The sequence below is a fragment of the Teichococcus oryzae genome (assembly GCF_008386565.1).
GTDB classification, from domain to species: Bacteria; Pseudomonadota; Alphaproteobacteria; order Acetobacterales; family Acetobacteraceae; genus Pseudoroseomonas; species Pseudoroseomonas oryzae.
Map to the genome: position 1 here is coordinate 219,339 of NZ_VUKA01000001.1, position 25,523 is coordinate 244,861.

General features: G+C 69.5%; 23 protein-coding genes. 18 read left to right on the top strand and 5 right to left on the bottom strand.

Annotation, left to right across the window (positions count from 1 at the left end):
* The first annotated feature begins 19 nt into the window (after positions 1-19).
* The 3 genes from F0Q34_RS00975 to F0Q34_RS00985 are packed head-to-tail and all read left to right on the top strand — an operon-like array spanning position 20 to position 2,530.
* On the top strand, positions 20-913 hold the full coding sequence (locus tag F0Q34_RS00975; RefSeq protein ID WP_149810275.1) for a YicC/YloC family endoribonuclease: 894 nt from the start codon (positions 20-22) through the stop codon (positions 911-913).
* Positions 910-1,539, top strand: coding sequence for a guanylate kinase (gene gmk, locus F0Q34_RS00980; protein ID WP_149810276.1), 630 nt, complete (start codon positions 910-912; stop codon positions 1,537-1,539). The genes F0Q34_RS00975 and gmk overlap by 4 nt, the downstream gene beginning before the upstream one ends.
* A gap of 46 nt (positions 1,540-1,585) precedes the next feature.
* Positions 1,586-2,530, top strand: a complete 945-nt coding sequence (locus F0Q34_RS00985) for an AEC family transporter (protein WP_149810277.1) — start codon at positions 1,586-1,588, stop codon at positions 2,528-2,530.
* Here F0Q34_RS00985 and F0Q34_RS00990 read toward each other — a convergent pair.
* Positions 2,517-2,792 carry an usg protein gene (locus F0Q34_RS00990; protein WP_149810278.1) on the bottom strand — a complete coding sequence of 92 codons (276 nt, stop codon included), beginning with the start codon at positions 2,790-2,792 and terminating at the stop codon, positions 2,517-2,519. The genes F0Q34_RS00985 and F0Q34_RS00990 overlap by 14 nt on opposite strands.
* Positions 2,793-3,070: 278 nt before the next feature.
* Between F0Q34_RS00990 and groES the strand changes: the two genes are divergently transcribed.
* The 3 genes from groES to F0Q34_RS01005 all read left to right on the top strand — a co-directional run bounded on the left by groES (position 3,071) and on the right by F0Q34_RS01005 (position 5,509).
* Positions 3,071-3,361: a co-chaperone GroES gene (groES, locus tag F0Q34_RS00995; RefSeq protein WP_149810279.1), complete on the top strand. Its 291-nt coding sequence runs from the start codon at positions 3,071-3,073 to the stop codon at positions 3,359-3,361.
* 51 nt (positions 3,362-3,412) lie between these two features.
* Entirely contained in the window at positions 3,413-5,059 is a 1,647-nt protein-coding gene (gene groL, locus F0Q34_RS01000) for a chaperonin GroEL (protein WP_149810280.1), read from the top strand.
* 246 nt (positions 5,060-5,305) lie between these two features.
* Positions 5,306-5,509: a cold-shock protein gene (locus F0Q34_RS01005; RefSeq protein WP_149810281.1), complete on the top strand. Its 204-nt coding sequence runs from the start codon at positions 5,306-5,308 to the stop codon at positions 5,507-5,509.
* 60 nt (positions 5,510-5,569) lie between these two features.
* Here F0Q34_RS01005 and F0Q34_RS01010 read toward each other — a convergent pair whose 3' ends face one another.
* The 3 genes from F0Q34_RS01010 to F0Q34_RS01020 are packed head-to-tail and all read right to left on the bottom strand — an operon-like array spanning position 5,570 to position 10,998.
* Complete coding sequence (locus F0Q34_RS01010) at positions 5,570-7,651, bottom strand: prolyl oligopeptidase family serine peptidase (protein WP_174241961.1); 2,082 nt, start codon at positions 7,649-7,651, stop codon at positions 5,570-5,572.
* A 5-nt stretch (positions 7,652-7,656) separates the two neighbouring features.
* Complete coding sequence (locus F0Q34_RS01015) at positions 7,657-8,079, bottom strand: tellurite resistance TerB family protein (protein ID WP_149810283.1); 423 nt, start codon at positions 8,077-8,079, stop codon at positions 7,657-7,659.
* Between the two features lie 60 nt (positions 8,080-8,139).
* Positions 8,140-10,998, bottom strand: a complete 2,859-nt coding sequence (locus F0Q34_RS01020) for an ATP-dependent DNA helicase (RefSeq protein ID WP_241665246.1) — start codon at positions 10,996-10,998, stop codon at positions 8,140-8,142.
* 141 nt (positions 10,999-11,139) lie between these two features.
* Here F0Q34_RS01020 and F0Q34_RS01025 point away from each other — a divergent pair, with 141 nt between their 5' ends.
* The gene (locus F0Q34_RS01025; RefSeq protein WP_149810284.1) at positions 11,140-12,783 is read left to right on the top strand and encodes a lysine--tRNA ligase; all 1,644 of its coding nucleotides are present in this window, start codon (positions 11,140-11,142) and stop codon (positions 12,781-12,783) included.
* Complete coding sequence (locus tag F0Q34_RS01030; protein ID WP_149810285.1) at positions 12,780-14,705, top strand: phosphatidylglycerol lysyltransferase domain-containing protein; 1,926 nt, start codon at positions 12,780-12,782, stop codon at positions 14,703-14,705. The genes F0Q34_RS01025 and F0Q34_RS01030 overlap by 4 nt, the downstream gene beginning before the upstream one ends.
* Before the next feature lie 110 nt (positions 14,706-14,815).
* On the opposite strand, the gene F0Q34_RS01035 is transcribed toward F0Q34_RS01030, so the two are convergent.
* Positions 14,816-15,466, bottom strand: a complete 651-nt coding sequence (locus F0Q34_RS01035) for a S24 family peptidase (protein ID WP_149810286.1) — start codon at positions 15,464-15,466, stop codon at positions 14,816-14,818.
* A gap of 120 nt (positions 15,467-15,586) precedes the next feature.
* Here F0Q34_RS01035 and F0Q34_RS01040 point away from each other — a divergent pair, with 120 nt between their 5' ends.
* The 10 genes from F0Q34_RS01040 to F0Q34_RS01085 all read left to right on the top strand — a co-directional run bounded on the left by F0Q34_RS01040 (position 15,587) and on the right by F0Q34_RS01085 (position 25,523).
* Positions 15,587-16,024, top strand: coding sequence for a hypothetical protein (locus tag F0Q34_RS01040; RefSeq protein WP_149810287.1), 438 nt, complete (start codon positions 15,587-15,589; stop codon positions 16,022-16,024).
* Between the two features lie 11 nt (positions 16,025-16,035).
* Positions 16,036-16,485 carry a hypothetical protein gene (locus tag F0Q34_RS01045; RefSeq protein ID WP_149810288.1) on the top strand — a complete coding sequence of 150 codons (450 nt, stop codon included), beginning with the start codon at positions 16,036-16,038 and terminating at the stop codon, positions 16,483-16,485.
* Between the two features lie 150 nt (positions 16,486-16,635).
* Positions 16,636-16,866 carry a hypothetical protein gene (locus F0Q34_RS01050; protein WP_149810289.1) on the top strand — a complete coding sequence of 77 codons (231 nt, stop codon included), beginning with the start codon at positions 16,636-16,638 and terminating at the stop codon, positions 16,864-16,866.
* 7 nt (positions 16,867-16,873) lie between these two features.
* Positions 16,874-18,301 (top strand): portal protein, encoded by a 1,428-nt coding sequence (locus F0Q34_RS01055; protein WP_149810290.1) that lies wholly within the window; start codon positions 16,874-16,876, stop codon positions 18,299-18,301.
* A gap of 9 nt (positions 18,302-18,310) precedes the next feature.
* Complete coding sequence (locus F0Q34_RS01060; protein ID WP_149810291.1) at positions 18,311-19,036, top strand: capsid assembly protein; 726 nt, start codon at positions 18,311-18,313, stop codon at positions 19,034-19,036.
* 157 nt (positions 19,037-19,193) lie between these two features.
* Positions 19,194-20,027, top strand: a complete 834-nt coding sequence (locus F0Q34_RS01065; RefSeq protein WP_149810292.1) for a phage capsid protein — start codon at positions 19,194-19,196, stop codon at positions 20,025-20,027.
* A gap of 192 nt (positions 20,028-20,219) precedes the next feature.
* Positions 20,220-20,789 carry a hypothetical protein gene (locus F0Q34_RS01070; protein ID WP_149810293.1) on the top strand — a complete coding sequence of 190 codons (570 nt, stop codon included), beginning with the start codon at positions 20,220-20,222 and terminating at the stop codon, positions 20,787-20,789.
* Positions 20,790-20,794: 5 nt separating this feature from the next.
* Positions 20,795-22,675: a hypothetical protein gene (locus F0Q34_RS01075; RefSeq protein WP_149810294.1), complete on the top strand. Its 1,881-nt coding sequence runs from the start codon at positions 20,795-20,797 to the stop codon at positions 22,673-22,675.
* A complete protein-coding gene (locus F0Q34_RS01080) occupies positions 22,675-23,115 on the top strand; it encodes a hypothetical protein (RefSeq protein WP_149810295.1) in 441 nt (146 codons plus the stop codon). The genes F0Q34_RS01075 and F0Q34_RS01080 overlap by 1 nt, the downstream gene beginning before the upstream one ends.
* 68 nt (positions 23,116-23,183) lie before the next feature.
* On the top strand, positions 23,184-25,523 hold the full coding sequence (locus F0Q34_RS01085; RefSeq protein ID WP_149810296.1) for a hydrolase: 2,340 nt from the start codon (positions 23,184-23,186) through the stop codon (positions 25,521-25,523).

The window sequence follows — 25,523 nt, forward strand, 5'->3', positions numbered from 1 at the left end:
GGGGGAGAGAAGGCCCGGCATGGCTCTTTCCTCGATGACCGGCTTCGCTCGCGATGCGGGCGCCCTGCCGGACGGCACCGGTTTCGTGTGGGAACTGCGCAGCGTCAACGGGCGCGGCCTGGATCTGCGCCTGCGCCTGCCTCCCGGCCTGGACGCGCTGGAGGCGAAGCTGCGCGAGGCCGCCACGGCGCGGTTCCGGCGCGGCAACATTTCCGCCACCCTGACGCTGAAGCGGGAAGACCGCGCGCCGCGCCTCACCCCCGATCTGGCGGCGCTGGATCAGGCCATCGCGCTCGCGCTTTCGGTCGCGGCCCGCATCCCCGGCTGCCCGCCGCCGCGCGCCGAGGCGGTGCTGGCCCTGCCCGGCGTGCTGCGCGCCGAGGCGCCGGAGCCGCAGGAGGAGGCCGACATGCTGCGCCATGCCGCGCTGGCGGCCGGCTTCGAGCGATGCCTGCTGGCCCTGGCCGCTTCCCGCGGGGCGGAGGGGGAGAAGCTGGCCGGCATCCTCGGCGCGCTGCTGGACGAGATCGCGGCCCTGCGCGTGGCCGCCATGGCCGAGGCCGCCAGCCAGCCCGCCGCGCACCGCGCGCGCCTGTCCGCCGCCCTGGCCGAGCTGCTGGATGGCGAGAAGCGGGTGCCTGAGGATCGCCTGGCCGTCGAGGTGGCGCTGCTGGCGCAGAAATCAGACGTGCGGGAAGAGCTGGACCGGCTCGGCGCGCATGTCGAGGCGGCGCGCGCCCTGCTGGCGGAAGGGGGGGCGGTGGGCCGCCGGCTGGAATTCCTGGCCCAGGAATTCGGCCGCGAATCGAACACGCTGGGGGCCAAGTCGGCATCATTGGCGCTGACCGGGCTTTCCCTGGATCTCAAGGCGGCCGTTGAGCGGCTGCGCGAACAGGCGGCGAACCTCGAATGAACCGGATCTCGCGACGCGGCATCTGCCTCGTGCTCTCGGCGCCCTCGGGAGCCGGGAAATCCTCGGTCAGCCGCGCCCTGCTGGAATGCGAGCCGGAGCTGCGCCTTTCGGTCAGCGCCACCACCCGCGCGCCTCGGCCGGGGGAGCAGGAAGGGGTGCATTATTTCTTCCGCTCGCCGGAGCAGTTCGCCGCCATGGTGGCGGAAGGCGGGATGCTGGAGCACGCGAACGTCTTCGGCCGCCATTACGGCACGCCGCGCGCGCCGGTGGAGGAAGCCCTGGCCGCCGGGCGCGACGTGCTGTTCGACATCGACTGGCAGGGGCACCTGCTGCTGCGCGCCGCCCTGCCGGGAGATGTGGTCAGCGTGTTCCTGCTGCCGCCGAGCCTGGAGGAGCTGGAACGCCGCCTGCACGGGCGGGGGCAGGACTCCGCCGAGGAGATCGCCCGCCGCATGCAGGCTTCCCATGACGAGATCAGCCACTGGGGCGATTTCGACCATGTTCTGGTGAACCGCGATTTCCACCAGACGGTGGCGGAGGTGCGCGCCATCATCCGCGCCGCGCGCAGCACGCGCCTCCGGCAGCCCTGGCTGCCCGGCTTCGTCGACACCCTGCTGCGGCACTGAGAACCGTGGCCGGCCCGTTCCGGCTACCGGCCACGGAGGCATGGCCATGACCACCCTGCTGAATGTCGTGGCGCCGATCTTCACGCTGATCGCGATCGGCTACGTGTCGGCATGGCGCAAATGGCTGTCGGAGGAAGCGCTGAAGGGGATGACCTCCTTCGTGTTCGCCCTGGCCATGCCCTGCCTCCTGTTCTCCGGCGCGATCACGCCGCATCCGAATGGGGGGGCGACGGCCTTCGCGTTCTTTTCCGGCTGTCTCCTCAGCTATGGGCTGGCGCTGCTGCTTTCGCGCTCCATGCTCGGGATGCGGCTGTCGGAGGGCGGCACCTTCGCGCTGAATGCCGCCTTCGGAAACACGGCGATGATCGGCATTCCGCTGGTGCTGGCCGCCTATGGCCAGGCGGGGCTGGCGCAGATACTGGCCATTGTCGGATTGCATTCCCTTATCCTTCTGCCGCTCGGCACCGTCGTCGCGGAGATCGCGCATTCCTCGCACAAGCCGGTGCCGCTGATCCTGAAGGCCACCTTCCTGTCGGTGCTGAGGAACCCGATCGTCATGGCCGTGCTGGCAGGGCTGCTTGTGCATCAATCCGGCCTTCCGGTGCCGGAGGTGGCGCGACGCTTCCTCAACATCACGGGAATGGCCGGGCCGCCGGTGGCGCTGTTCTGCCTGGGAGCCAGCCTGATCCATTTCGATGCGCGGCGCGACTGGCCCTCGGCGCTGCTTTGCACCACGCTGAAGCTGTTGCTGTTTCCCGCGCTGGTCTGGCTGATCGGCCGGGCGATCGGCCTGCCGCACCTGGCGCTGTCGGTCGCGGTGCTGGCGGCCGGCATGCCGACCGGCGCCAACGCCTTCTTCCTGGCCCGCCGCTACGCTTCGGGGGCGGATCGCTCCGGCGCCACGGTGCTGCTCTCCACCATCCTGTCGCTGGCAACATTGGCGGCGCTGCTGGCGATGCTGCCGGGCGACGCCTCGGTCAATGCAGGTTGAACTGGCCCTCGGCGTAGCGGAACTCCGCGGGGCGGGTCAGGGCACTGGACGCCACGCGCACCGAATGCAGCGGCCCCTCGATCTCGCGCTGCCAGAAGGCCAGGAAGCGGTGCAACTCTGGAAAGCCGGGCGCGTGATCCACCTTCTGCCAGACGAAGCTCTGCAACAGGCCCGGATGATCGGGCAGGTGGTAAAGGATCTCGGCGGTGGTCAGCCGCCAGTCGGGGATACGCACGATACCCTCGATGTCACGCAGCAGCATGGATTCCTGCTCCCATCTGGCTGAGGCGGCATTTGGCCGCCGGTCATCCCCCGTCCGGGAGCGTCAGCATGGCATGGGGAAGGGCACTGAGGGCAACAAAAAACTTGTTATTTTCAAAGCGTTGGCACTCTCCTCCAAAGAGTGCTGCTTGCCGCTTGACGGAAAATCCAGAGCGTCCTAGATCGTGAGCACTCGCCGGGAGTGAGTGCTAACAGGCTCATCCACCCGGATGAGGCAACCATCGCTGAATGCGCCGATAGGGCGTCAGGAGAAGGTCAATGAAGTTTCGTCCTCTGCATGACCGCGTCGTGGTCCGCCGGCTGACCGCCGAGGAAAAGACCGCGGGCGGCATCATCATCCCCGACACCGCGAAGGAAAAGCCGATGGAAGGCGAGATCGTCGCCGTCGGTTCCGGCGCGCGCAACGAGAAGGGTGACGTCGTCGCCCTCGACGTGAAGGTCGGTGACCGCGTCCTGTTCGGCAAGTGGTCGGGCACCGAAGTGAAGATCAGCGGCGAAGAGCTCCTGATCATGAAGGAATCCGACCTGATGGGCGTGATCGCGGCCTGATCGCCTGCGGACCCCATTTTCTTCCAACAGTTTTTGACGAGGTAGAGAACGATGGCTGCTAAGGACGTTAAGTTCGGCGCCAATGCCCGCGAGCGCATGCTGCGTGGCGTGGACATCCTGGCCGACGCCGTGAAGGTGACGCTGGGCCCGAAGGGCCGCAACGTCGTGATCGACAAGTCCTTCGGCGCGCCCCGCATCACCAAGGACGGTGTGACGGTCGCCAAGGAAATCGAGCTGTCCGACAAGTTCGAGAACATGGGCGCGCAGATGGTGCGCGAAGTGGCCTCGAAGCAGAACGATCTGGCCGGCGACGGCACCACCACCGCGACCGTGCTGGCCCAGGCCATCGTGCGCGAGGGTGCCAAGGCCGTGGCCGCCGGCATGAACCCGATGGACCTGAAGCGCGGCGTCGACAAGGCCGTGGCCAAGATCGTTGACGAGCTGCAGGCCCGCACCCGCAAGATCACCACCTCCGGCGAAGTGGCCCAGGTCGGCACGCTGTCCGCCAATGGCGAGTCCGAGATCGGCTCCATGATCGCGGAAGCGATGGAGAAGGTCGGCAATGAGGGCGTGATCACGGTCGAGGAAGCCAAGGGCATCCAGACCGAGCTCGACGTCGTCGAGGGCATGCAGTTCGACCGCGGCTACGTCTCCCCGTATTTCATCACGAATGCGGAGAAGATGATCGCCGAGCTCGAGAACCCCTACATCCTGATCCACGAGAAGAAGCTGTCCCAGCTGCAGCCGATGCTGCCGCTGCTGGAGACGGTTGTTCAGTCGGGCCGCCCGCTGATCATCGTGGCCGAGGACGTGGAAGGCGAGGCGCTGGCCACCCTGGTGGTCAACAAGCTGCGCGGTGGCCTGAAGATCGCCGCCGTGAAGGCCCCGGGCTTCGGTGACCGCCGCAAGGCGATGCTGGAAGACATCGCGATCCTGACCGGCGGTCAGGTCATCAGCGAGGATCTCGGCATCAAGCTCGAGACCGTGACCCTCCAGATGCTGGGCCAGGCGAAGACCGTCCGCATCGAGAAGGAGAACACCACGATCGTCGACGGCGCCGGCTCCAAGGAGGACATCCAGGGCCGCGTGGAGCAGATCAAGGCGCAGATCGAGGAGACCACCTCGGACTACGACCGCGAGAAGCTGCAGGAGCGCCTGGCGAAGCTGGCCGGCGGCGTGGCCGTCATCCGCGTCGGTGGCTCCACCGAGGTCGAGGTGAAGGAGCGCAAGGACCGCGTCGACGACGCGCTGCACGCGACCCGCGCCGCGGTCGAGGAAGGCATCGTCCCCGGTGGTGGCGTGGCCCTGCTGCGCGCCTCGCTGACGCTGGCCGACCTCAAGGGCCTGAACAACGACGAGCAGGTCGGCATCGAGATCGTCCGCCGCGCCATCCAGGTGCCGCTGAAGCAGATCGCCGAGAACGCCGGCAAGGACGGCGCCGTGGTGGCCGGTGAGGTCCTGCGCGACGACACCTACGAGTATGGCTATGACGCCCAGCTCGACGGCTACAAGAACCTGGTCGAGGCCGGCATCATCGACCCGACCAAGGTTGTCCGCACCGCCCTGCAGGACGCGGCCTCCATCGCGTCCCTGCTGATCACCACCGAGGCGATGATCGCCGAGAAGCCCTCCAAGCCGTCGGCTCCGGCCGGTGGCCCGGGTGGCATGGGCGGCATGGGCGGCGACATGGACTTCTGATCCATACGGATCAGAACGCCGGAACAAGAGGGGGCGGCCCGCAGGGGCCGCCCCTTTTCCGTTCGGCATGCCCCGCATCGTTGTCGTTGACAGTTCGTTAACGATCTGCCCCACTTGTCGGGCCAACCGCTTCCGTCGCCTTGCCGTGCCTCCGGAGACCCGGGCGCCAACAAGCCGTTCCGGGAACCGGGCTGGATCGGCCGGAGGCGATCCTGTCTCCGCCTACGCGAAGGAGGAGCGCATCGCATGGCGATTGGCACCGTGAAGTGGTTCAACGCGACCAAAGGCTTCGGTTTCATCGTGCCGCAGGATGGCGGCAAGGATGTGTTCGTGCACATCACCGCCGTGCAGAAGGCGGGCCTGTCCGGGCTGAATGAAAACCAGAAGATCAGCTATGATGTGGCGATGGAGCGCGGAAAGGCCGCGGCGATCAACCTCAAGCCGCTTTAAGCTGCGGGCGCCCGTCCTGAATGTCCTGGCGGCCCGCCCGTCAGGCGGCGGGCGCCGCTATCAGGCTTCGCTTTCCCAGCCGATGGCGCGCCGCAGGAAGGCGGCGCCCAGCGCGGCGAAGCCGGCGATCTCCCCATTGTCCTTGCCATAGCCGTGGCCGCCGGCCGCCGGCTCATGGAACAGGGCGGGGTAGCCCAAGGCCTGCAGCTTCGCCGCCATCTTGCGGGCATGACCCGGATGCACCCGGTCATCCCGCCGCGTGGTGGCGATCAGGATCGGCGGATAGGGCTTTCCTTCCGCCGCCTGATGATAGGCCGAGAAGTCACGGATGAAGGCCCAGTCTTCGGGCTTATCCGGGTCGCCATATTCCGCGATCCAGCTCGCCCCCGCCAGAAGCTTCGTGTAGCGCCGCATGTCGATCAGCGGGATGGTGCAGAACAGGGCGCCGAACCGCTCCGGATAGCGGGTCAGCATGTTGGCGATCAGCAAGCCGCCATTGGAGCCGCCTTCCGCCGCGATCCGCCCCGGCACCGTGACGCCGCGCCGTACCAGGTCGGCGGCCACGGCGGCGAAATCATCATGCGACAGGCGCTTGCGCTCGCGCCGCCCGGCCTCGTGCCAAGCCGTGCCGAATTCGCCGCCGCCACGGATGTTGGCGATGACGCCCGTGCCGCCGCGGGCGAGCCAGAGCTGCCCGATCGTGCCGCGGTAGCTCGGCAGCATGGAAACCTGGAAGCCGCCATAGCCGGTCAGGTGCACGGGGGCATCGCCCGTTTCGCCGGTCGGGCCAACCTGCACATAGGGGATGCGCTCCCCGTCGCTCGACACCGCCTCATGCCGGGTCACCACCAGCCCGTTGGCGTCGAACACCGGGGAGGAACGCTTCAGCACCAGCGGCGCTGAGGGCGCGGGGTCCAGCCGAAGCAACTCGGGCGGGGTGACAGGGTCCTGCGCCAGGGCAAGCAGCGTGCCATCGGATTCTTCTTCCCGCTCATCCAGCGGCCACAGGCTGACTACCCCGATGGCGGGCAGGCCGCCGACCGGCGTTTCCATCCAATCATCCGGCCCGGGCGTGAAGGCGGTGAAGACCGGCCGCATCTCGTCCAGCACGGACAGGATCAGGCGCCCCTTGCACCAGAAGAAGTTCTGGATCGCGCGGCGCGGCGCGGGACGCGCCAGGACCTGCCACCGGGCCGTTCCCGCCAGCAACGCGGCCAGCGAGGTGCCGAGCAGCGTGTCGGGCGGGTGGGTGACGCCGTCCAGCGTCCAGGGGGTGCGCGGCAAGGCGACGATCCAGCCCTTCTGCCAGGATGCGCGCGCATCGCTCGGCAGGGGCAGGCGGTGCCGCGCGCCTTCCCAGTCGCCCAGATGGATGGCGGTGTCGAAGAAGCCAAGCTGTTCGGTGAAGACCAGCGTTTCCTGGCCGTTTTCGCGGTCCACGCCGCCCCAAGCGCCCATGCTGGAGGCGGCGGCCTCGAACAGGATCGGGGCGGCCAGCGGATCGGCGCCGCGCCGCCAAAGGCGGATGGCGCGCGGATAGCCCGACTGGGACGCGGCCGGAGCGCCATCGCCCGCCAGGCCAAGCGGGGAAGACAGCAGCAGCGTGTCGGCATCCAGCCAGTCGGCGCTGGCCTTGGCTTCCGGCAGAACGAAGCCGTCCGGGGGAAAGGCGCGGACGGCGATATCGAACTCGCGCAGCACCACGGCGTCGCCGCCGCCGCGCGACAGCCGCAGCAGGGCACGGTCATGCGCGCCGGGACGGGTGACGGCGCCGTGCCAGACCCAGTCCTCGCCCTCCGCCTGGGCCAGCATGTCGAGGTCGAGCACTACCTCCCATTCCGGACGATCGCCGGCAAAGGAGGTCGGGCTGGTGCGGCGCCACAATCCGCGTGGATGCGCCGCGTCCTGCCAGAAATTGTACAGATGCGGCCCGCGCCGGGTGATGAGCGGGATCTTGTCCGGCCGGTCCAGCGCGGCCTTCACCGCGTCGCGGTCGGCGGCGACGCGGGCATCGGACAGGTGCCCGAGGGTGGCGGCGTTCCGGGCCTCGACCCATTGAAGGGCGCGTTCCCCCTCCACCTCCTCCAGCCAGAGATACGGATCGTCATCGGGCGCGTCGGGGGTAGGGCGGGGATCGGCCATGCGGGTCAGACGATCTGGTAGCGGGCCTTGGCGGCGCGCTCGATGGCGCCGGCGATCAGCCGGTCGATGTCCAGCCCGATGCGGAAATCCTGCAGGAACTGCAACTCCTCCTGCGTCGCCTCGCCATCGGCGGCGGCCACCTCGCAGGCCAGCAGATAGGCGGTCTCCCGCAGGCGCGGCGGCAACACCTCGCGCAGCAGGGTGCAGGCGCGGTCCAGCCCGTCGCTCTGGCTGAGCAGGGTCAGGCAGGATTCAGTGACGGTCTCGATCTCGCGCAGCTGGAAGCCATCGAAAACCGGAAGTTCCTGCACGAGGCGGGACATCATGCCGAGCTCGGCATCCGACATCTGCTGATCTGCGGCCGACATCAGCACCATGGCGCAGACCAGCGCCTCCTGCTTGCTGAACCGGATCTTGGTGTGGGGCATGGCGGTATCCTTTTCGGCATTGTTCGCCCCCCGCGGCTTGTCCCGCAAGGCGCCAACGGTTCAGCTTTCCGACAGGAAGGCGGTGGTCTGGCGAACGGTCTCGGCCAGGCCCAGGCGCTGCGGCACCACCCCATCGGGCAATCCGGCCAGCAGGCGGGACGGGGTGCGCGGGTCGAGCAGCACGAAAACGCCGCGGTCATCGGCACGCCGCACCAGCCGGCCAAAGGCCTGGCGCAGCCGGTGGCGGGCAATGGCGTCGTCATAGGCGGAAGGGCGGCCGCCGGAAAGATGGATGCGCCGCTCCCGGTGCAGGATGGAGGGGCGGGGCCAGGGCACGCGGTCGAACACCAGCAGGCGCAGGGCCCGGCCCGGCACGTCCACGCCATCGCGCAGCGCATCGGTGCCGAGCAGGCAGGAATCCTCCTCGGCGCGGAAGATGTCCACCAGCGTGGCGCTGTCCATCGCGTCCACATGCTGCGCGTAGAGCGGCAGGCCGGCCTCGGCCAGCGCCGGGGCGATGCGCGCATGCACGTCGCGCAGCCGCCGGATCGCCGTGAACAGGCCGAGCGCCCCGCCGCCGGAAGCCAGGAAAAGCTGCTGCATGGCGGCGGCGATCTGGCCGGGGCTGTCGCGGGAGATGTCCTCCACCACGAAGGCGCGGGTGTTGGCGGCGTAATCGAAGGGCGAGGGCAGGGAGGCACGGATCGCCGGGTTGGGCAGGTGCTGCACGCCGGTGCGCGCTTCCGCTTCCCTCCAGGCGGCATCCGGGTCCTTGCGGGCGGTGTCGCGCAGCGTGGCCGAGGCGATCAGCACGCCATGCGCCGGCGCCGCCACCTGGGATGCGAAGGGCACGGTGGGGTCGAGCCAGTGGCGGTGCAGCCCGGCATCGATGTCGCGCCCCTCCCGCCGGGACAGTGCCAGCCAGTCCACATAGGTCGGGCGCTGGCCGGGCTCTGCCGGCGGCTCGCGCAAACGGGCCAGCATCGAGATCCAGGCGGTGAGCGGCATGATGGCGCGGCGCTCGATCGAGCGCGTGGCGGTTTCCAGCCGGATGCGGTCGCCGGTTTCCAGCTCCTGGTCCGGGTCCTCCAGCAGGTCGGCCAGCAGCTTGTTCAGGTGCTTGAGCGGCGCGCGCAGCCGCTCAAGCGCATCTTCCAGCAGCGCGGCGGCGCCGGGCAGCACGTCATGCAGGGGGTGGAGGTCGCATTCGGCATCGTAAAGCGGATCGGCCTCGGCGCTGCGGGCCAGGATCTGGGCGCGGACGGCTCGCAGAAAGGTTTCCGCCACCTCCGGGCTGGCGGGGACGGGAAGAGCCGGGCGCGGATCGGCCGGTGCCTCGTCCTGGGCCTCGGCGCGTTCCTCCTCCGCCTGGGGCAGGGCGGCCCAGCGGTCCCACCAGCCCGGGGAAGGCAGTGCCCGGGCGGCGCGTTCCGTCAGGTCGAGCGGCGGCACCAGGGCGGGATGCTCGGCCAGCAATTCCTCCAGCCGACGGCGCAGGCCGCGCGCCCGGCCGCGCCCGCCCTCATTGCCCAGCAGCCAGCGGCGCAGCTCGGCCATTTCCGCGCCCGACAATTCAGCGGAAAAGGCGCCATCGGCGGCGTCGAACAGGTGGTGCCCCTCGTCGAACACATAGCGCAGCGCGGCACCGTCATCGCCGCCACCCAGCGCCGCCTGCACCATCACCAGCGCATGATTGGCGACCACGAGGCGTGCATGGGCAGCGCGGCGGATGGAATGCTCGACATAGCAGCGCTTCCAGTGCGGGCAGGCGGAATGGATGCATTCGCCACGCCGGTCGGCCAGCAGGGAGATGGCGCCGGGCGGAAACAGCTCCACCAGCCAGCCGGGAAAGTCGCCGCCCAGCAGATCGCCATCCCGGGTCGCCAGCGCCCAGCGCGCCACCAGCGCCATGGCCGGCAGCCGGGCCGGCATGACGCCCGCCGTCGCCTCGTCATAGTTCAGCAGGCAGAGATAGTTTTCCCGCCCCTTACGGATGACCACGCGCTGCCGCCGCTCCTCGGGGTCGGGATAAAGGCGGGCCAGTTCCTGGTCGAGCTGGCGCTGCAGGTTCCGGGTGTAGGTGGCGATCCAGACCGGCGCGCCGTTGCGCTCCGCCCACAGGCTGGCCGGCGCCACATAGCCCAAAGTCTTGCCGGTGCCGGTGCCGGCCTCGGCCAGCACCAGCCGCGGCTCGCCCGGCAGGTCGCGCGGGGTGAAGGCGAGGGAAGCGGCGGAGGCGAAATCACCCTGGGATGGCCGCTGCTCGGCATCCTCTCCCAGGATCTCGGCCAGGCGGGCGCGGGCCTCGGCGGGCGTCACCGGCAGGCTGCCGGGCGGCGGCGGGGGGGACGGCTCCTCCCATTCCGGCAAGCCGCGCCAAACCTTCAGCGCTTCCTGCGAGGGGCGGGCGCCGGGCTGGCCGAGCGCCGCCACCACCGACTCCGCCCAGGGCCAGTTCGCCGCCTCGCCAAGCCGGGCGGCGAGGGCGGCGGCATCCCGGTTCAAGGGTGCCTGGCGCGCCCGCGCCAGGCGGCGCAGCAGCTCAGTGGCGATTTCGGGCAGCAGGGCGGCGGCGGATTCCGCATCCGCGGGTGGCGGCAGGTCGAGCGCCAGGGCCAGGCCGCGCGGCGTCGGCGGTGCCGGCTGGGCAGGCAGGCAGAAGGCGAACAGCTCCAGCAGGTCCCAAGCGCCAGGCAGGCCGGGCAGGTTCAGCCGCTTCGCCGTGGCCGGAGCATGGACGCAGATGGGCGGCCCCAGCTCACGCAGCGCCGCGGGCACCTCCCGCGCCGTCAGCAGCGACAGCTCGCCATCCGGTGTCAGCAGCGCGGCGCGCCCCGGGGCCGGCGCGACCAGGGCCGGCGCGCCGGGCAATACAAGGCGAGGGGGAAGGGCACCCTTGGCGCCTGAAGGGGAGGACACCGCAGGAACCTAGGGGCAAAAGGCGAACGAGGCCAGATCGCGGCAGGGTTTTCGCCGATCATGGCTCGCCTGCGCGCAACCCGGGGCAGGCTCTCGGATTGGCGCGTTGACCGTTGGCCTTCCCGCTGGCATGGGGCGCACATGACCGCCGATCCATCGTTCCGCTCCGTCAAGGCCTGGCCCTTCGAGGAAGCCGCCAAGGTCGCCGACCGCATCGCAGCGGCGGGCAAATCGTCGGCGCTGTTTGAGACGGGCTACGGCCCGTCCGGCCTGCCGCATATCGGCACCTTTGGGGAGGTGGCCCGCACCACCTGGGTGCGCCAGGCCTTCCAGCGCATCACCGGCCTGCCGGCGCGGCTGGTGGCCTTCTCGGACGACATGGATGGACTGCGCAAGGTGCCGGACAACGTGCCGAATGGCGACATGCTGCGGCAGCATTTGGGCAAGTCGCTGACCGCGATCCCCGATCCCTTCGGCACGCATGAAAGCTTCGGGCACCACAACAATGCCCGGCTTCGCAAGTTCCTGGACGAATTCGGCTTCGAGTACGAGTTCGCCTCCGCCACCGATTATTACCGCTCCGGCCGCTTCGATGCCGCGCTGCTGCGCATGCTGGAAGCGCATGAGGAGGTGCGGCAGGTGATCCTGCCCACCCTCGGCCCGGACCGCCGCGCCACCTACTCGCCCTTCCTGCCGCTGCATCCCCGGACCGGCATCGTCATGCAAGTGCCGATGGAGGAAACCCGGCCCCAGGACGGCACGGTGATCTGGCGCGACCCGGATACGGGCGAGCGCTTCGAGACCCCGGTCACAGGCGGCCACGTCAAGGCGCAATGGAAGGCGGACTGGGCGATGCGCTGGTTCGCCCTCGGCGTCGATTACGAGATGTCGGGTAAGGACCTGATCGACAGCGTGAAGCTGTCCTCGGCCATCTGCCGTGTACTGGGGGCGGAGCCGCCGGTCAGCATGACCTATGAGCTGTTCCTCGACGCCAACGGGCAGAAGATCTCGAAGTCCAAGGGCAACGGGCTGACCATCGAGGAATGGCTCCGCTACGCGCCGCCCGAAAGCCTCGCCTATTTCATGTATGGCCAGCCCGGGCGGGCCAAGCGGCTGCATTTCGACGTCATCCCGCGCGCGACCGACGAATACCTCCAGCAGCGCGAGCGGCTGCGCGCCAACCCGGACCCGGCCAATCCCGACTGGCACATCCATGGCGGGGAGGTGCCGAACACGCCGGAGCCGCCGCTGACCTTCGGCATGCTGATGAACCTCGCCACCGTGTCCGCCGCCGACACGCCGGAGCGGCTGTGGCAGTTCGTGCGCAACTATGCCCCGGGCGTGACGCCGGAGACGCAGCCGCTGCTTGGCCAGCTGGTGGAATATGCCGTCGCCTATTCGCGCGACTTCATCCTGCCGGCCCTGTCGCCCCGCGCCCCCACCGCCGCCGAGCGCCCCTGCTTCGAAGCGCTGGTCGCGCTGCTGCGCGAGCATCAGGCGGAGATCGAGGCGCTGCCGCCCGGCCTGCCGCAGGCCGAGCGCATCCAGGTGGATGTGTATGACGCGGGTCGGCGGGAGCCTTTCATCCAGATCCAGAAGGACGGCACGCGCGGCGTGGCGCGCGGCTGGTTCAACGCTCTGTACCAGGTGCTGGTGGGCGCCGATCAGGGGCCGCGCTTCGGCTCCCTGGCCGCGGCCTATGGCGTGCCGGAAACCATCCGGCTGATCGAGGAAGCGCTGGCCCGTCCGCCCGAGGTCCAGGCGGCGGAGACGGCGCGGGCGTGAGTGCCGTGCTGCGCGCGCTGCGTCGGCATGGTCCCACCGTTTTCGGCCTGCTTTTGCTGGTGGGCGCCCTTTACGTCGTGCAGCGCGAGCTGCGGCATCTTTCCATGGCGGAGATCGGCGCGGCGATTTCCGCCGTGCCATCCCACGCACTTTGGGTGGCCGGCGGCTGGACCATCCTCGCCTATGGCGTGCTGACCATCTATGACCGGCTTGGCTCGGTTTATGCGGGCAAGCCGGTCAGCTATGCCCGCACCTCGCTGGCTTCCTTCTGCGCCTATACCCTTGCGCATAATCTGGGTTTCGCCGCCGTGTCCGGCGCGGCGGTGCGCTACCGCTTCTATGCCGCCTGGGGGCTGACCCCGGCGGAGATCGCCAAGGTGATCGCCTTCACGTCCCTGACCTTCGGGCTGGGCGGCATGGCGCTGGGCGGCATGGTGCTGATCTGGGAGCCGGAGGTGGTGCCCTGGATCGCCGCGAACCTGCCGCACTGGGCCATGCAGCTGGTGGGCGTGGGGCTGCTCGGCGTGGTGGGGGGCTACATCCTGTTGTCCCGCTTCCTGCCGCACTTCACCCTGTTCGGCTACCGCATCGACCTGCCGGGCTTCCGCATGGCCTGCGCGCAGACCGTGCTGGCCAGCGTCGACGTCGCCGTGACGGCGATGATCTTCTACGCCCTGTTGCCTTCGGCCGAGGGGCTGAGCTTCGCGCGCTTCCTGGGCATCTACCTCGCCGCCTACACGGCTGGGTTGGCGGCGAACGTGCCCGGCGGGCTGGGCGTGTTCGACTCGGCCGTGCTGCTGGGGCTGCAGCCCTATGTGCCGGCGCCGCAGGTGATCGGCGCGCTGCTGCTGTTCCGCTTCTTCTACTACATCGTGCCGCTGTTCCTGGCGGGCGCGCTGTTCGCCGGCTTCGAGCTGAACCAGCGCCGCCACCTGCTGACCCGCCTTGGACCGGAAAGCCGGGTGACCGACTCCCTGGAGGGTCCGGCCCTGGCCGGCCTTTCCGGCCTGGGCGGCGTGGCGCTGCTGTTTATCGGCGCCTTGCCGGCGCGCGGCTCGCCCCTGGCGCAATGGGTGGGGGAATGGGCGGCGCTCGCCAGCCATTTCGCCGCCTCGGTGATTGGCTCCCTGCTGCTGCTGGTGGCCTATGGCATGGTGCGGCGGCTCCGCATCGCCTGGATTTCCGGCATCGTGCTGTTGATGCTTGGCTCCATCGTCACGCTTCTGCGCGGCGAGCCCTGGTTCGTCTCGGGGGGCTTCCTGGCCCTGGCGGGGCTGCTGGCCTGCCTGCGCACCGCCTTCTACCGCGATGCAAGGCTGACCGGGGAGCCGCTGACCGGCAGCACGCTGATCCCGCTGGCGGCTTCGGTCACGGCGGCGCTGATCCTGGCGCAGATCGGCTGGCAGGGGCCGGTGGCCGATGAAGCCTGGTGGACCGTGCCGTTCTCGGAGGAAACCCCGCACACCCTGCGCTTCGCGGTGGGTGTCAGCGGCGTGCTGCTGCTGGTGGCCGTGTTCCGCCTGTTGCGCCCGGCGCGGATCCGCGCCCCGGCCTATGACCTGGCCACCCGGGCGCGGCTGGTGGCGCTGGGCGCCCGCGTGCCGGCCCAGGCCGATGGCGCCATCTTCGCGGAAGGCGGACGCGGCGCCGGCTTCGCCTTCATCCGGCGGGAGGATGTCTGGATCGGCCTGGGCGACCCGGCGGGGGAGCCAAGCGCGCGCATTGCCGTTTTGTGGCGGTTCCGCGACCTGTGCGAGCGCAATGGCGTGGCGCATGCCTTCTGGCAGGTCGGGCCGGAACTGATCCGGGCCTATGAGGATACCGGGTTGGCCGCGGTGCCGCTGGGCGATGGCCGGTTCCTCGCCTGTCGGGCGGAGAACGATCCCCAGCGCCTGCTGGAGGCGTTGGGCGGCGGCCGATAGGACGGTTTCCGTCCGTGCCGGTTCCCGGCGGGAGCTGCCCAGGGTTCCCCCTTGTCGGCTATCCTTGCCCGGTCAGGTGATGCGGACCTTATCGGGATTCGCAGGGGGCCTTACTGGCTGGCCCACAGGATGCGGTGCAGCCAGGCGACCTCGGACAGGTCGAAGCTGTAGTTGGGATGCGCCGGGTTCAGGCTCGCCAGCTCGATCCGCCGGGCGGATTGCCGCAGCAGTTCCTTGGCCATCACCTCGCCCCGGGCCGTGCGGCACACCACCCGGTCTCCCCGGCGCACCGGGGCGTTGGGCGAGACGATGATGATGTCGCCATCGCGGAACACCGGCTCCATGCTTTCGCCGGAGATTTCCAGCGCATAAGCGTTGGGGTCGCTCAGCTCGGGGGTGCTGATCTCGTCCCAGCCGGCGCCGACGGGATAGCCGCCATCGCCGAAATAGCCCTCGCCCCCTGCCTGGGCCATGCCGATCAGCGGGATGCGCCGCCCTGCCTGGCTGCGGCCGCTGGTGTTCAGCGCGGCCGCAGCCCCTGTGATCAGGGAGGCGAAGCTATCCATGTCGGTGTGGGTGGCGGCGAGGATCTTGGCGATGCTTTCGGTGGACGGCCAGCGCGCCCGGCCATCGCTGCCGCTGCGCTTGGAAGGATTGAACGCGGTCGGGTCCAGCCCCGCTCTGCGCGCGAGGCCGGATGGAGAAAGGCCGTGCTCGGCTGCCAGGGCATCCACAGCACGCCAGATGTCGTCATGACGCATGGGCCTAATATCCTAGGCTTGCCGTCAGTTTTCAACAGGAAATAAATCTTAAATAGGCGTTGACGCCTATAACAACTTCGTGAAACCTTACGGCATCGCAACCGAAAGGCGAACACTTCCATGGCTGCCACGCTCCGCACCAGCTCCGCACCGGTTCTTTCCGGCATGAGCAAGTCCGAACCCTTTCGCAGTGCCGAGGAGGCCTGGTTCTGGACAATGAACGCGCTTACGGCGCGGCGCGACGGTGCCCGCATCGTGGCCGGCGCCGGCAAGGTGCAGCGCCCCTGCGAGCCGGATGATGTGGTCAAGTGCCTGGACCGCTTGTACCGTCAGCGCCGCATCGACATGACCCATGCCCGCATCCTGCGGATCTGGGGCGAGCGGGGCGAGGCGCCGAACCCGCGCTACATGCGCGAACAGGGCGATTGGCGCCTTTGGACGGAAGCGATGCAGCGCCTGGACTGGCCGCTGCGGATGAAGGGCATCGTGGCTGGCCCCGCCATGGTTGTGCCCGATGAAGACACGGTGGTGGCCCTGCCGCTGCGTTCCGGCGGTTAAGGCGCCGCCTCATGGCTCCCCGTCTGGCGCCCCGCCGTCTGGCCGAGGATGAGCAGCGCGTCTGGATCGGCTTCGGCGGGCGTGCCGACCGGTTCTGGATGCGCCTGCTCGCGCCCGGCTTCCGGCATTGCTTCGCCGTGCTGCAGGATGCCCGTGGCTGGACGGTGGTGGAACCGTTGTCCGGCCGCCTGCTGGTGGCACGGCTGGAGCTTGAGCCCGACTACGATCTTCCGGCCTTTTACCGCCGGGCGGATCTTGCATTGCTGGGGCCTTTCGAGCCTGGCCCGGCCATGTGTTCGGCGCTTCCCACCATGTCGCCCTTTTCCTGCGTCGCCGTTTGCCGGGCCGTGCTGGGGCGCGAGGCGCCTTTCGCGCTGACGCCCCGGCAGCTTTTCGCGGCCCTCCGGAAACAGATGCAGAATAGGAAAAAAGTCATTGACACTTTGGCGGCATCGCCTTAGAAACAGACCTGTCACCGGGTGAGCTGCGCCCGGTGCCGACCATCCCCGATCCTCCCCGATCTCACGGGCCCTTCCGGAACCTTCCGGAAGGGCCCGTTTCGTTTTGGGGCTCCGTTTTCACCGCCGCATCGCAGAGGAGCCAGCACGCGCATGGGTGGCCTGTTCCAAGCCCCGAAGCCGGTGGTCGTGACCGCAAGCGAGCCAGTCGCGCCACAGCCTCCGGGCCCTCCTCCTGAAGCGGCCGCGCTGGCCGCGCGGCAGCAGAACCAGGAGCGCTCCCGCCGCGGCATGGCGGGCACCATCACCACCTCCGCCCGCGGCGTGCTGGACGCGGGGCCGGCCGGCCTGGCCGGCGCGCGCAAGACGCTGCTGGGGGAATGAGGACCTCATGAGCCTGTCCCCTGAAACCCTGCTATCCCGGCAGGCGGCGGCCGAAGCCCGCCGTCGGCCCTGGGAAACCGTTTGGCAGGATTGCTACGACCATGTGCTGAACGGCACCCCCGGCAGCGGCGGGCCGGCGCTGTACGATGCGACGGCCCCGGACGCCGCCGAGCAGCTGGCGGCCAGCCTGCTGGCCGAGTTGACACCGCCCTGGTCCCGCTGGTTCGGCCTGGCGCCCAGCCGTGCCCTGGCCGATGGCCCCGATGGCGCCGCCGCCGCCGCCGCGCTGGAAGACGCGGCCGAGACGCTGCAAGGCCATCTTGACCGCTCCAACTTCGTTGTTGAGATGCACCAGGCCTTTCTGGACCTCGTGGTCGCCGGCACCGGCGTGCTGCTGGTGGAGGAGGCGCCGCCCGGCGCCCATTCCGCCCTGCGCTTCACCGCTGTGCCATTGCGGGAAGCTGTGCTGGAGGAAGGGCCTTCCGGCCGCCTCGATACCGTCTACCGCTGCATGATGCTCGATGCCGCCGCGATCCTGTCGCGTTACCCGGCCGCGACCCTGCCACCGGCGCTGCTGGTGCCGGGGGAGGAAGGCGCCCCGCCGCGCCGCCTGCGCGTCATCGAGGCGGTCTGGCCGGAGCGGGCGGGCAGCGGCTTCCTGGCGGTGCTGGATCATGATGGCCAGGCGGTGCCATTGGCTTCGGGCAAGTTCCTCGACAGCCCCTTTATCGCCTTCCGCTGGATGAAGGTGCCGGGCGAGGTTTACGGCCGCGGCCCGGTGATGAAGGCACTGCCCGACATCCGCACCGCCAACAAGGTGGTGGAGCTGGTGCTGAAGAACGCTTCCATCGCCGCGACCGGCATCTGGCAGGCGGAGGATGACGGCGTGCTGAACCCGGCCACGGTGCGGCTGGTGCCGGGCGCCATCATCCCGAAGGCGCCGGGTTCCGCCGGGCTGACGCCGCTGGCCGCGCCGGGCAATTTCGATGTCTCGCAGCTGATGCTCGACGATCTGCGCGGCCGCATCCGGCACGCGCTGCTGGCCGACCGGCTGGCCGCGCCGCGCGGCGGGCAGATGACGGCGACCGAGGTGCTGGAGCGCAGCGCCGAGACGGCGCGGCTGCTCGGCGCCACCTATGGCCGGCTGCAATCCGAGTTGCTGACGCCGCTGATCGGCCGCTGTCTGGCCATCCTGCGGCGGCGCGGCGAGGTGCCGCCGATCCTGCTCGACGGGCGCGAGGTCCGGCTGACCTATCAGTCGCCGCTCGCGCGCGTGCAGGGCCGGGCCGATGCCGCCAACACCCTGCTGTTCCTGCAGGCGGTGGCGGCGCTCGGCCCGCAGGCGGCGGCGCAGCTCGATATTCCGGCCGCCACCCAATACCTGGCCCGCGCGCTGTCCGCGCCGGCCGGGATCCTGAACCCGATCCAGGAGTAACACCCCCGCATGTCCGAGAACCTGCTGGACGCCGCGATGGAACCGGCGGCGCCGCCTGCCGAGGACATCCCCGAGAAGTTCCGGGATGCCGAGACCGGCAGGCTGCGCGTCGACGCGCTGCTGAAATCCTATCGCGAGCTGGAAAAGCGCCTGTCGCAGCGCTTCGCCGCGCCCGCCGCCGACGCGCCGGAGGAGGAGCGCATCCGCTTCCGCCGCGCCATCGGCGTGCCGGACAGCCCGGAAGACTACACGGTGGAGGCGAAGCACGAGATGTGCGGTGCCGATCCCGCCATCAACGCGAAGCTGCACGCCGCGGGCTTCACCTGCGACCAGGTGCAGCTGGTCTATGACCTCGCCGCCGAGCGGCTGCTGCCGCTGATCGCCGAGGCTGCCGCCGATTACGAGGCGCAGAAGCAGGTCGCGAAGCTAGCGCAGGAATTCGGCGGGGACGAGCAGTTCCGCCGCGTCGCGCCGCAGATCGCCGCCTGGGGCCGCGCCAACCTGGCCCCACCGGTTTATGAGGCGCTATCCACCACCGCCGAGGGCGTGCTGGCGCTGCACCGTATGATGGCGAAGGGCGAGCCGGGCCTAGCGCGCGAGGCCGATGCGCCGGAGGCCGTGGACGAGGCGGCGCTGCGCAAGATGATGCGCGACCCGCGCTACTGGCGCAGCCGCGAGCCGGAATACGTCAAGCGCGTCACCGACGGCTTCAAGCGGCTGTTCGGCCAGGGCTGAGGCCCGGCCGCATCCGGCACCTTTCCGCCAGGGACCAACCCGGCTCGCAGGATGCGCGCCGGGCGCCTTGGCATGCCCGCCTTTCCGGCCCCGCGCGGCAAGCCGGAGCAGCGGGCCGCTTCCATCCACCCCTGATCCATTCCTTGAGGAAATCGGCATGTCCGCTTCCATCGACCAGGTCTTCGCGAAGCAGTTCCAGTCCGAGGTGCATGACGCCTATCAGCGGCAGGGCAGCAAGCTGCGCCCCACGGTGCGCAGCAAGACCGGCGTGCGTGGCGCCTCCACCGTGTTCCCGATCGTCGGCCGCGGCATCGCGGCGGCGAAGGCGCGCAACGGCTCGGTGCCGGTGATGAACCTGTCGCATTCCAACGTGGAATGCTTTCTGCAGGACTATTACGCCGGCGAGTGGATCGACCGCCTCGATGAGCTGAAGACCAATATCGACGAGCGCCAGGTTGTCGCCAATGCGGGTGCCTATGCGCTGGGCCGCAAGACCGACGAGCTGATCATCGCGGCGCTCGACACCGCCACCAACGAGGCCACGGGCACCGCCCCCGGCACCGGGGACACCGATGGCCTGACCCGTGCGAAGGTGCTGAAGGCGTTCGAGATGCTGGGTGCGGCCGATGTGCCGGATGACGGCAACCGCTTCGCCATCGTCGGCTGGAAGCAGTGGAGCGAGCTGCTGCAGATCCAGGAATTCGCCAACTCCAACTATGTCGGCGATGACGAGCTGCCCTGGAAGGGGACGCAGGTGAAGCGCTGGCTGGGCGCGACCTGGATGCCGCATTCGGGCCTGACCAAGAGCGGCAGCCTGCGCTTCTGCTACTTCTACCACAAGACGGCGATCGGCCATGCCGTGGCCCAGGAAGTGTCCACCGACATCACCTGGCATGGCGACCGCGCCGCCTTCTTCGTCAACAACATGATGAGCCAGGGCGCGACGCTGATCGATCCGGCCGGCGTCGTGCGGATGCGCGCGGCAGAGTAAGTCTGCGGATGCGCGCGGCAGAGTAGGTTTGCGGATTTGCGCGGCGGGATGAGGCCTGCGCGGCAGGGGAAGGAGACTTCCCCTGCAATCCCCTTCTTCCATCCGCCAAGCCGTGCCGGCGGATCGAAGAAGGGGAAGGGAGCCCGGGCTCCCTTTCTGTTGTTCCTGAACAATCAACGGGAGTTCCCCACGATGGCGCTCTCCGCCCTTGTGCTTTGCTCGCGCGCGCTGCTGAAGATCGGCGCACAGCCCATTGCCTCCCTCGATGAGGGCACCGCCGAGGCGGAGGTGGCGGCGCATCTTTATCCATCGGCCCGCGACGCGCTGCTGTCGGCGCATCCCTGGACTTTCGCCACGGGGCAGATGGAGCTGCCGCGCCTGACCGCGGTGCCGCGTGCGGATTACGCCCATGCCTTCCAGTTGCCGGCGGATTTCCTGCGGGCGATCTCGGCCGGCGGTGGCCGGGCAGGGCATGGCCTCGACTACCGCATCCATGAAAGCCGGCTGCACAGCAACGCGGCCCAGGCCACGCTGACCTACCTGTTCCGCCCGGCCGAGAGCGCCTTTCCGGCCTTCTTCGCCAGCGCGCTGGTGGCGCGGCTCGCCGCCGAGTTCTGCATTCCCCTGACGGAAAGCACGTCCCGCGCGGAGATGCTGCATCGCTTGGCGGAAAGCGAGTTCCGCCACGCCAGGCTGATCGACAGCCAGCAGGACACGCCGCGCGCGCTGAACGACTTTCCGCTGATCACTGCGAGGGGATGAACACCATGGCCGGTGGCCGCAGCATCAAAACCAGCTTCACGGCCGGCGAACTCGGCGACCATCTGCTCGGCCGCGGCGATCTGCGCGCCTATGAGAATGGTGCGCGGCGCCTGCGCAACGTGTTCATCCAGCCGACCGGCGGTGTGACGCGCCGCCCCGGCCTGCGCCATGTCGCCATCCTGCCCGGCGCCGCCCGGCTGGTCGGCTTCGAGTTCAACACCGAGCAAACCTATCTCCTGGCCCTGACCCATCAGCGGTTGCAGGTGTTCATGGGCGACACGGAGGTCGCAAGCCTCGCCGCGCCCTGGACCGCCGCGATGCTGGACCAGATCGCCTGGACGCAAAGCGCCGATACTTTGCTGCTGCTGCATCCCGGCATGCCGCCCCAGCGCGTGACGCGCAGCAGCCACACGGCATGGTCCATCGGCGCCTGGCAGTGGGTCGCGCAGCCTTTCCACCGCTTTGCTCCGGCCGCCGTCACGCTGGCAGCCAGCGGGGCCACCGGCCATGTGACGCTGAGTGCCAGCACCGCTTTCTTTGTGGCCGCGCATGCCGGCGTGGTGCTGCGCATCGGATTGAAGCGTGTGCTGGTCACCGCCGTCACGTCCGGAACCCAGGCCACAGCCCAGGTGCTGGACACCCTTTCCGGCACCGCGGCCACAACGGACTGGGACGAGGCCGCCTTCAGCGCGGCGCGCGGCTGGCCGGTTTGCGCCTGCTTCCATCAGGATCGCCTGGTTCTGGGTGGTTCGCGCGACCTGCCGAACCGGCTGTGGCTGTCGCGATCCGGTGATCTGTTCAATTTCGATCTCGGCGTGGGCCTCGATGATCAGGCCATCGAGTTCGGATTGCTGTCCGATCAGGTCAACGCCATTCGCGCCGTGTTCTCCGGCCGGCACCTCCAGGTCTTCACCTCGGGCGCCGAATGGATGGTGACCGGCGATCCGCTGACGCCAGCCTCCATCCAGCTGCACCGGCAGACCCGCATCGGCTCCCCTGTGGATCGCATCCTGCAGCCCGTGGATGTGGATGGCAGCACGATCTTTGTCGGCCGCGGCAATCAGGCTGTTTATAAATATGCCTACACGGATGTGCAGCAGGCTTATCAGGCGGATGATCTGGCGCTGGTGGCGCGGCACCTGATCAACGGCCCGGTTTCGCTGGCCTATGACCAGGCGCGCCGCCTGCTGCATGTCGCCATGCGCGACGGCTCGGTCGCGACGCTCACGCTGTTCCGGACGGAGCAGGTCACGGCCTGGACGCGCCAGGAAACGGATGGGGCCTTCCGGACCCTGGCCGAGGTGGACGGCATCGTCTGGTGCGCCGTGGAACGGGATGGCGCGGTTCGCCTGGAGCGCTTCGACGATGCGCTCTGCGTCGATGCCGGCTTGACGGGCAGCGATCCGGTGGAACGGCTGCGCTGGACAGGCTTGCAGCATCTGCACGACCGGGTCGTGCAGGTGGTCGCCAATGGCGCGCCGCTCGGCGCGAAGCCGGTGGTCGGCAACGCCGTCGAGCTGGATGAGGGCGCCACCTCCCTTCAGGTAGGCCTCGGCTACGGCCACCTGGTCGAGCCTTTGCCGCCACAGCTTGCCGCGGCGGGCGGCGCGCCGGGCGCGCCGCTCCGCCTGGTGCGGGTCACGTTCCGGCTGCTGCAAACCGCGGCACTGGAAGTGGATCTTGGCCGTGGCCCGCAACCGGTGCCCTTCCGCCGGATGGACACGCCCCTGCTGGATGCCGCGCCGCCCAGCTTCACCGGCGATGTGGCGCTGCGCGGCCTCGGCTGGCGCCGTGACACGCTGGCGCCGCTGTGGCGCATCTCCGGCGACGCGCCGCTGCCGCTCACCCTGCTTTCCGTCACCACCGAGACGAGGATGACCAATTGATGGCCCAGCTCGCCCCCATTGCCACCCTGGTCGGCACCGGCGCCTCGCTCTATGGCACCGTCCGCCAGGGCCAGGCGCAGGCCGCGCAGGCCAAGGCCCAGCAGCAGCAGGAAGCCGCCAGCCTTTCTGCCCGCCAGCAGCAACTGGCCGCCGCGCAGCAGGCCGAGGCACGCGGCCGCCAGGATCAGCTCGACCGCACGGTGGCCTCCACGCGCGCCCGGCTCGCCGCCTCCGGCGTGAGCCCGGACCAGGGCTCCGCGGCCGCCATCACCGAGGGCCTGAGGCAGGATGCCGCCGAAGCCGCCGCCAGCAGCAGCGAATCCTATGCGGCGCGAATGGCGAGCGGGCGCTCATCCCTGCTCAACGGCGACGGGTCGCTGACCACCTGGCTGCGGGCCGGCAACAGCTTCGGCGGGGCGATCCGCTCGCTGCTGGACTGACCATCCGCCGCCACCCTGTTTCCATGGGCGTGGCCATCCCGTCTTCCCCCTTCGCATGAGAGATCCGCATGGCCGAGCACATCCGCATCGGCGACATTGCGCCGCGTGCCCATTACGCGGCGGATGGCGCCCAAACCATCTTTGTCTTTCCGTTCCCCATCTTCGAGGAAGGGGATCTGGAGGTCCGGCTCGATGGGATGGTGCAGTCCGAAGGCTTCACCATCCAGGGCGTGGGCCAGTCCGCGGGCGGCGCCGTGCTGTTCGGTGTTCCGCCGGCCGCCGGCCGGCAGGTGCTGCTGCGCCGGATGATGGTGATCGAACGCATCACCGACTTCCAGTCCAACGGCGTGCTGCGCGCCCGCACGCTGAATGACGAGCTGGACCGCCAGGTCGCCTCGTTGCAGGACGTGCGCGAGGAGCTTCGCGGCGCCGTTTGTGCCGACCCTGGCGACGTGCCGGCCTCGCTGGTTCTGCCGTTGCGTGAGGGCCGGGCGAACCGCCTGCTGGCCTTCGACAGCGTCGGCGCCGTCACCACCGTGTCGCGCGATCCGTTGCTGCTGGCGCCATTCGGCGGCGCCATCCCGCGCACCGTGGAGGACAAGCTGTCCGAACGCCTGTCGGCGCGTGACTTCGGCGCGGCCGGCAACGGAATCGCCGATGACGGGCCGGCCCTGCAGGCCGCGATGAACGCGGCGGCGGCGTCCGGCAAGCATCTGGAGATCGGGGAAGGCACGCACCGCACCACCATTCCCCTGATGCTGCCAGGAGCGGCCGCGGGGCTGACCATGCGCGGCAGCATCCTTTACGCCGGACCGGCGGGCGAGACGGCCCTGACGCTCGGCGATGGCGCGGCAGTGCGCAACCAGGCCAAGACCTATCACGGGCTGCGCGTGCTGCGCGCCACCCTGTCCGACTGGCTGGACGAGCGCGATATCGGCATCGCGATGCGCAATCTGGATGCCTGCCAGGTGGAGATCCGCCAGGTGGAAGGCTTCACCATCGGCGTCCGCACCATGGGCGTGGAGCTGGGCTTCGAGGACAGCACGCTGGTGCTGGGCCGTTTCGTCAACAACCGCATCGGCCTCGACATCCACACCGCGACGGCGGCGGCGTGGAACAATTCGATCCGCTATATCGGCGGCCATTTCGCCAACAGCAGCGCCACCCATCCGGCGATGGACCGCTTTGGCGTGCGCTTCTCCTGCGCCCCGGGGGCCTATAACCGGCACAACGCCCATGTGTTCCTGGGGCCGGGCTTCGAATTGCAGCGCCAGGGCAGCCCCGGAACCGTTGCGGCCATTCCGTTTCTGCTGCAGGCGGGCGATGAGCGCGGCATCGTTGCGCGGAGCGTGCGCATGGAGCAGTGCAGCCCCTATGTGGCGCGCCATGCCGGCGGCGCCAATGATTGCCTTTATGAGGTGTCCTATGTCGGCACCTACGCCTTCACGGGCGCCGGAATCGACTACACGGTGGCGGCGACGCGCGCCGGCGGCACCGTGATGCCCTTGCATCAGGCGACGGCCGCGCAGGGTTCGCCCCGGCTTGTGGCCGCGGCCGAAAATCTGCGCCGCCGCGCCTTCCGCCAGACCATCGACAGCCCGGAGGGTGTGGGATTCGAGCAGATGGCGGTGTTGTCCGGCAATCCGTCCGGGCCGCCGGCCAACCTCGCCGGCTTCGCCTTCGCCGGGTTGTCGCAGTTCGTGTTGAACGCCGACACCATCGGCATCCCCACCAGCCGTGGCCTCGCCTTCGTTGTCGATGCCAGCAGGTGCAAGGAGTTCTTCATCGCGGCCGAGGGCACCGAGCTGCGGCCGGTGGTCATGCAGTTCGACGCGGCGGAGAAGGTGCTGGACCATGCCAGCCCGGCCTTGTTCTCCAACATGAACGCCGCCTGGGCCGGCGGCCCGTCCTTCTTCTGGGAAGGCAATGCCGATCTGGATAGCCTGGTTGGTGGCATCGGCATCAACAACCTGCAGCGCGTGACGCTGCATGGCAATGCGCGCTTCGCCGCCATCGGCGTGCGCGGCGGCACCGCGGGCGCGACGCTGAAGGCGCTGCGGCTTTATTGCTCGTCCCTGCATGCGCCGGCCCTCATCTATGGCGGCAGCCGGAAATGGGGCGTGCGAGAATACGGCGTCACCGACACGGGCTGGGCCGTGCCGGCTCTCGCGCCCGGTGAAAGCGCCACCCGCGATGTGACCCTGCCGGGCGTCCGCCAGGGCGACTTCGTGCAGGCAAGCTTCGCCAAGGCGGAGGGATACCAGTCCGGCGGCGTCGTGTTCCATGCCAGCATCGGCGGCACCGCCTCCGCCGATCAGGTCAGGGTCACGGCGCACAACATCAGCGGCGGCAGCATCGCCGTGGGCGCAGGCACCCTGTTCGTGCGGGCCGTGAAACCGAGGATCTGA

What these genes read in the sequence shown, in the direction of transcription:
- gmk (WP_149810276.1), top strand. Translation starts at nt 910, where the DNA reads ATGAACCGGATCTCGCGACGCGGCATCTGCCTCGTGCTCTCGGCGCCC.
- F0Q34_RS00975 (WP_149810275.1), top strand. Translation starts at nt 20, where the DNA reads ATGGCTCTTTCCTCGATGACCGGCTTCGCTCGCGATGCGGGCGCCCTG.
- F0Q34_RS01045 (WP_149810288.1), top strand. Translation starts at nt 16,036, where the DNA reads ATGGCTCCCCGTCTGGCGCCCCGCCGTCTGGCCGAGGATGAGCAGCGC.
- F0Q34_RS01035 (WP_149810286.1), bottom strand. Translation starts at nt 15,466, where the DNA reads ATGCGTCATGACGACATCTGGCGTGCTGTGGATGCCCTGGCAGCCGAG.
- F0Q34_RS01075 (WP_149810294.1), top strand. Translation starts at nt 20,795, where the DNA reads ATGGCCGGTGGCCGCAGCATCAAAACCAGCTTCACGGCCGGCGAACTC.
- F0Q34_RS01010 (WP_174241961.1), bottom strand. Translation starts at nt 7,651, where the DNA reads ATGGCCGATCCCCGCCCTACCCCCGACGCGCCCGATGACGATCCGTAT.
- F0Q34_RS01005 (WP_149810281.1), top strand. Translation starts at nt 5,306, where the DNA reads ATGGCGATTGGCACCGTGAAGTGGTTCAACGCGACCAAAGGCTTCGGT.
- F0Q34_RS01055 (WP_149810290.1), top strand. Translation starts at nt 16,874, where the DNA reads ATGAGCCTGTCCCCTGAAACCCTGCTATCCCGGCAGGCGGCGGCCGAA.
- groES (WP_149810279.1), top strand. Translation starts at nt 3,071, where the DNA reads ATGAAGTTTCGTCCTCTGCATGACCGCGTCGTGGTCCGCCGGCTGACC.
- F0Q34_RS01040 (WP_149810287.1), top strand. Translation starts at nt 15,587, where the DNA reads ATGGCTGCCACGCTCCGCACCAGCTCCGCACCGGTTCTTTCCGGCATG.
- F0Q34_RS01015 (WP_149810283.1), bottom strand. Translation starts at nt 8,079, where the DNA reads ATGCCCCACACCAAGATCCGGTTCAGCAAGCAGGAGGCGCTGGTCTGC.
- groL (WP_149810280.1), top strand. Translation starts at nt 3,413, where the DNA reads ATGGCTGCTAAGGACGTTAAGTTCGGCGCCAATGCCCGCGAGCGCATG.
- F0Q34_RS01065 (WP_149810292.1), top strand. Translation starts at nt 19,194, where the DNA reads ATGTCCGCTTCCATCGACCAGGTCTTCGCGAAGCAGTTCCAGTCCGAG.
- F0Q34_RS01025 (WP_149810284.1), top strand. Translation starts at nt 11,140, where the DNA reads ATGACCGCCGATCCATCGTTCCGCTCCGTCAAGGCCTGGCCCTTCGAG.
- F0Q34_RS00990 (WP_149810278.1), bottom strand. Translation starts at nt 2,792, where the DNA reads ATGCTGCTGCGTGACATCGAGGGTATCGTGCGTATCCCCGACTGGCGG.
- F0Q34_RS01050 (WP_149810289.1), top strand. Translation starts at nt 16,636, where the DNA reads ATGGGTGGCCTGTTCCAAGCCCCGAAGCCGGTGGTCGTGACCGCAAGC.
- F0Q34_RS01070 (WP_149810293.1), top strand. Translation starts at nt 20,220, where the DNA reads ATGGCGCTCTCCGCCCTTGTGCTTTGCTCGCGCGCGCTGCTGAAGATC.
- F0Q34_RS00985 (WP_149810277.1), top strand. Translation starts at nt 1,586, where the DNA reads ATGACCACCCTGCTGAATGTCGTGGCGCCGATCTTCACGCTGATCGCG.
- F0Q34_RS01060 (WP_149810291.1), top strand. Translation starts at nt 18,311, where the DNA reads ATGTCCGAGAACCTGCTGGACGCCGCGATGGAACCGGCGGCGCCGCCT.
- F0Q34_RS01085 (WP_149810296.1), top strand. Translation starts at nt 23,184, where the DNA reads ATGGCCGAGCACATCCGCATCGGCGACATTGCGCCGCGTGCCCATTAC.
- F0Q34_RS01080 (WP_149810295.1), top strand. Translation starts at nt 22,675, where the DNA reads ATGGCCCAGCTCGCCCCCATTGCCACCCTGGTCGGCACCGGCGCCTCG.